This is a genomic window from Protofrankia sp. CiP1_Cm_nod4, assembly GCF_982290645.1.
Window position 1 is genome coordinate 1 of sequence record NZ_CEVIVC010000009.1, and the last position, 4,650, is coordinate 4,650.

The following is a 4,650-nucleotide window of genomic DNA, read 5'->3' on the forward strand; positions in this document are numbered from 1 at the left end:
TTCCGGCACCGCCGGCACGCTTCGGGGCGGCGGCCGACGTCATCCGGACGGGCCCGGTGCCGGTGGAGCCGTCGCTCACGGTCCCGCCGCTTGTGGCTCCGTTGTTCATGGCCCTGCCGGTTACGGCCCTGCCGGTTACGGCCTGGCCGTCCGCTGTGGACGCAGCCGGCCTGGTGCCGTGCTGTCCGGGCACGGCGTCCGGCCCGGTGCCGCGTCCGGCCGGGGTGATGGCCGGCCCGCTGTCCGGCCCGGCCGGCGAGCCAGGCCGGGCCGGCCTGCCGGCGGCATTGATACGTACCGAGTAGGCGCTGGTGACCAGCGGCGAGGGAGGCAGGGCCACCAGCTCCCGCTCGCCGGGGCCGAACAGCGGCAGGACGTCGAGCGGGACGCCCAGGCAGGCCAGCTGGCCGAGGCCGGCGAGCAGCGTGCGGCCGTCGTCGGGCCGGCCCGCGGCCAGGGCCACGTACCTGGCCTGGACCGATCCGGCCAGGGAACGGTGCGCCATGGACAGCAGCGAGTCGCCACCGAACGCCTGGACGAAGATCCGTGCACCCGCCGCGGCCGCGTCACGGACCGCGTCCATGAAGCGCACCGGAGCCGAGCAGTGCCGTGCCCACAGCGTCCGCAGCTCCCGCGGGTCGTCGCACCGTTGCCCGCTGACCGAGGAGGCGATGACCGCCCGCGGGGCCCGGATGGGCAGGGCCGCCAGCGTGTCCGCCATCCGGGCGTCCGCCTCGGCCACCAGGGGGGAGTGGAAGGCGTGCGAGACCCGCAGCTGTCTGGTCGTGACGCCCTCGGCGGCACCGCGTTCGCGGAGCCGTTCCAGCGCGCTCAGCCAGCCGCTGGCGACGAGCTGCGAGGGATGGTTGACGCAGCCGAGCCACACCCCGTCGATGCCGGCGGCGAGCCGGTGGAACATTGCCTCGTCGGTGTGGAGCGCGAGCATGCCGCCGCGCCACGCGGGCTGCGCGCCGGCGACGGCCGCGCCCCGTTCGGCCAGGAAGCGCAGGGCGTCGGCCGGTTCCACGGCGCCCGCGGCCACCGCCGCCGGCAGTTCCCCGACGCTGTGGCCGATGCAGACGTCCGCCCGCAGCCCGCAGCGCGCCAGCAGCTCGCCGACCGCGATGCCCAGCGCCCCGAGCACGGGCTGGCAGATCTCGGTCGCGGTCAGGGCTGTCTCTGCTGTCTCGGCCGCCTCCGTCGTCTCGGCTGCCCGCTGACCGGCGTCCGGACGCGCGTCCCACACGAGCTCGGCCAGGCGGCGGCCGAGCAACGGGCGCAGGACCTCGTCCGACGCGTCGGCCGGCGCGGCGAAGCCGGCGAACCGTTCGTACAGGTCGGCGAGCATGCCCGGCCGTTGGATGCCCTGCCCGGGGAACATCAGGGCGGTCCGGCGGTCCGCCTCGGGCAGTGGGGCGGACACGGCGTAGCCGCCGCCCGGCAGCTCGCCGAGGCGGCCGGCCCGCAGCCGGGCCGTGGCCTCGGTGAGCCGCTGGCACACCTGGGCGCGGGATGTCGCGACCAGGCTCAGCCGGGCCGGGAGCAGCTCACGGGTGGCGAGGGTGTGGGAGAGCGCGGCCGGTGTGATCGTCGGGTCGGCCTCCACCGTGTCCCGGACGGCCTCGGCGTGGCTGGCGAGCAGCTCCACCGAGCCCGCGGACAGCAGCAGCAGCCATGGCCGCCCCGGCGGGGAGTCCGGCGCTGCCTGGCAGTCCGCCCGGCTGTCCGCCCGGCCGTCCGCCCGGCGTCGCGCCCGTTCCATGATCACGTGCACGTTGGTGCCGCCGAAGCCGAACGAGCTGATCGCGCCCCGCCGGGGCCGCTCCTCGGTGTCGGTCCACACCCGGGGCTCGGTCGGGACGCGCAGCCCGGCCTCGGCCAGCGGCAGGGCCGGGTCGGGCCGGATCTCCGGCTGCGGCGGGACGATCCCGTGGTGCAGCGCGAGCGCCATCTTCACCAGGCTCGCCGCCCCGGCCGCCGCCAGGGTGTGGCCGATGAGGGCCTTGGCCGAGAGCAGGTCGCACGGCCCGGCCGTGGGGTCTTCCGCGCGCAGGTCCCGCAGCGCGGTGGTCTCGGTCCGGTCACCGACGGTGGTTCCCGTGCCGTGGGCCTCGATCACGCTTACCGTGCCCGGGGCCACACCGGCGTCGGCGTAGGCGGCCCGCAGCGCGGCAAGCTGCCCATGGGCGCTCGGCGTCATCGGGCCGGCGGCGCGGCCGTCGTTGGTGATGCCGATGCCGCGGATCACCGCGTACACCCGGTCACCGTCGGCCAGCGCGTCCGCGAGGGGACGCAGGACGGCGACCCCGCCGCCCTCGCCGAGGACGAACCCGTCGGCGCGCTCGTCGAAGGGACGGCACACCCCGCTCGGCGAGAGCGCACCCACCCGGGAGAAGGAGATCAGCGCGTCCGGGGCCAGGTTGAGGAAGACCCCGCCGACCAGGGCGACCCGGCACACCCCGGTGCGCAGCGCGAGGACCGCTTCATGCAGCGCCACCAGCACGGACGAGCAGGCGGAGTCGATGGCGAACGCGGGGCCGCCGAGGTCGAACACACTGCTGATCGTTCCGGCCGCCATGTTGGGCAGGCAGCCCGCCAGGGTGTACGCGTGCGGTGCGGCGATGCCGGCGTCCGCGGCCCGCTCGGCCGCGGCGAGCAGGTCCGGGTCGGCCTCGCCGCCGTGCAGCGAGCCGTCCGCGAGCAGGCTCGCCCGTATCCGGGCGCCGGCCAGCTCCCGGTAGTCGGACTGGCTGATGCCCATGTAGACGCCGGTGTGTGCCCGGTCGAACGGGCGGCGTTCCAGGCCGGCGTCCTGCAGCGCCTCACGGGCGAGGTCGACCAGTAGCCGCTGCTGCGGGTCCATCGCCCGGGCGCGCAGCGGTGGGATCCGGTAGTGCGCCGCCGCGAACCGGTCGACGTCGTCGACGAAGGCGACCCGGTCGGTATAGGCCCGATGCGGATTTCGTGGATTCAGCGGGTCGTAGAAGGTCCGGTGAATCCATCGGCTGTCCGGCACCTCGTGGAACTGTGGCCCCGCTGTCTGGAGCAGGCGCCAGAATTCGCCGAGGTCGGCCGCGCCCGGAAAACGAGCCGAAAGCCCGACTATCGCGACGTCCGTCACAGGCGATCCCCCCGATTGTCGATTGGCGCAAGATAATTGTCTGGATGTTGTGGCGCGGTCCGGGAACGGTCGCGGACAGCGGCCACGGAGGTCCTGTCGGGCATGTTTGTTCATGAGCCGCCGCCGTTTACCGGCGGTCCTCTCCGGTGGTGTCCTCGCGGGCCATCCGCCGTTTTCGTACGCCAGTGTGTATTTGCTTGGTATCTCGGTGTCGTTATGTTCTCGTATGCTGCCGGCAGTACGTTCTGGCCAGTTTCCTGGTCGGTATTCTGACCGGCCCGGGGACGATCTCGCCGCATCTCGCCCGGCGGGCGGTGGCATGCCGGGTAACGTCGTTTTTCCACCTCTCGTCCCGGCGCGTCGCGTTCAGCTCCGCGGGCCCTGGTCGGAGAGTCCCGCGCACGCCGGCTGGAACAGTCTTTACTTTGTATCGCTCCTGGAAGACGGTCGAGGGATTGTGGTTCGGCCGGCGGGTCGTCCACGGCGGCTGGCCGGGCTGATATGCCGGCCGGGTGGACATGAATGTGTGCACATCACATCTTGTCGTCGTCGTCGGCGGCGGCGTCGACGTTCTCCGGCGCCGCGCCGGTGGGCGGCGCGCGGGCGCGACGGCTCGTCCGGAAGGCCCGGACGGCCCGCCACCCCGGCCGCGGGGAGCCCGCCGCGCCCTGGTCAAGTAGCCGTCCGCCCACGTGGCCGGGGCCGAGATACCGTTTGCTGAGGTACCTGCGTACTTGTACGGTGCCCGCCCGCGGGGCCCACGCCAAGATGGAGCTGTAGGCGTCGTAGGTGCCCCTGGGCGACTTCCGTGCTTCCCGTCCACGGGCGGTTCCTCGGACAGGTCGTGTATATGGCGCATCGGACGCCGCTCGCGTAGCGGGCCGAAGGTGGCGTGGTCGTGTTTTCCGCGCTGCCGGCGGCTCGGCCGCACGGGCCGCCAGGAGGCGTGAAGCGCGCCGTCTGATCGTTCTGGACCGAGGAGATCGGGAATGAGTCATGTGAAGTTCGCCACCCGCGACGGTACTCCCTGGGTACCGCAGTACATCGTGGCGTTGGACGGGGACAAATGTATCGGCTGTGGTCGTTGCTACAAGGTCTGCGCCCAGGGTGTGCTCCGCCTGATGGGCGTGAACGACGAGGGTGAACTGGTCGATCCCTTTGACGACGACGAGGACATCGAGCGCAAAATTATGATCATCGATGCCGCCGGCCAGTGCATCGGCTGCAATGCCTGCATCCGGGTGTGCGGTCCGCGCTGCCAGACCTACGAGCCGGCCGAGGCGGCCTGATCCACCGGTATTTCCGTTTCACCGTTTCCGTTTCGCGCGGCTGTGTCCCGGCTGGCTCCCGCGGTGACGCCGGGCCGCCCGCCGGGACACGAGGACCGTTCGGCCTGCTCCGGACGGCGCTCGGGAACCCGGATCTTCCGGATCCGGGTCTCCCATGTCGGCTTCCGGTTTTCCCGGCTTTCCAGCCCTGCCGACACCCGGTCTCGAACGCCGAGGAAGCGCTGAAGAGACGCTGAAAAA

The 4,650-nt window shown here is 72.8% G+C and carries 3 protein-coding genes; 1 reads left to right on the forward strand and 2 read right to left on the reverse strand.

Going from position 1 to position 4,650, the window contains the following annotated elements:
- Positions 1-3,121, reverse strand: a 3,121-nt coding sequence (locus AC5LSR_RS03540) for a type I polyketide synthase (protein WP_493468134.1), incomplete at its 3' end; no start/stop codon positions are given.
- Between the two features lie 533 nt (positions 3,122-3,654).
- A complete protein-coding gene (locus tag AC5LSR_RS03545; RefSeq protein ID WP_250286052.1) occupies positions 3,655-3,813 on the reverse strand; it encodes a hypothetical protein in 159 nt (52 codons plus the stop codon).
- A 297-nt stretch (positions 3,814-4,110) separates the two neighbouring features.
- Here AC5LSR_RS03545 and fdxB point away from each other — a divergent pair, with 297 nt between their 5' ends.
- Positions 4,111-4,410, forward strand: coding sequence for a ferredoxin III, nif-specific (gene fdxB / locus AC5LSR_RS03550; protein ID WP_250286053.1), 300 nt, complete (start codon positions 4,111-4,113; stop codon positions 4,408-4,410).
- Positions 4,411-4,650 lie beyond the last annotated feature (240 nt).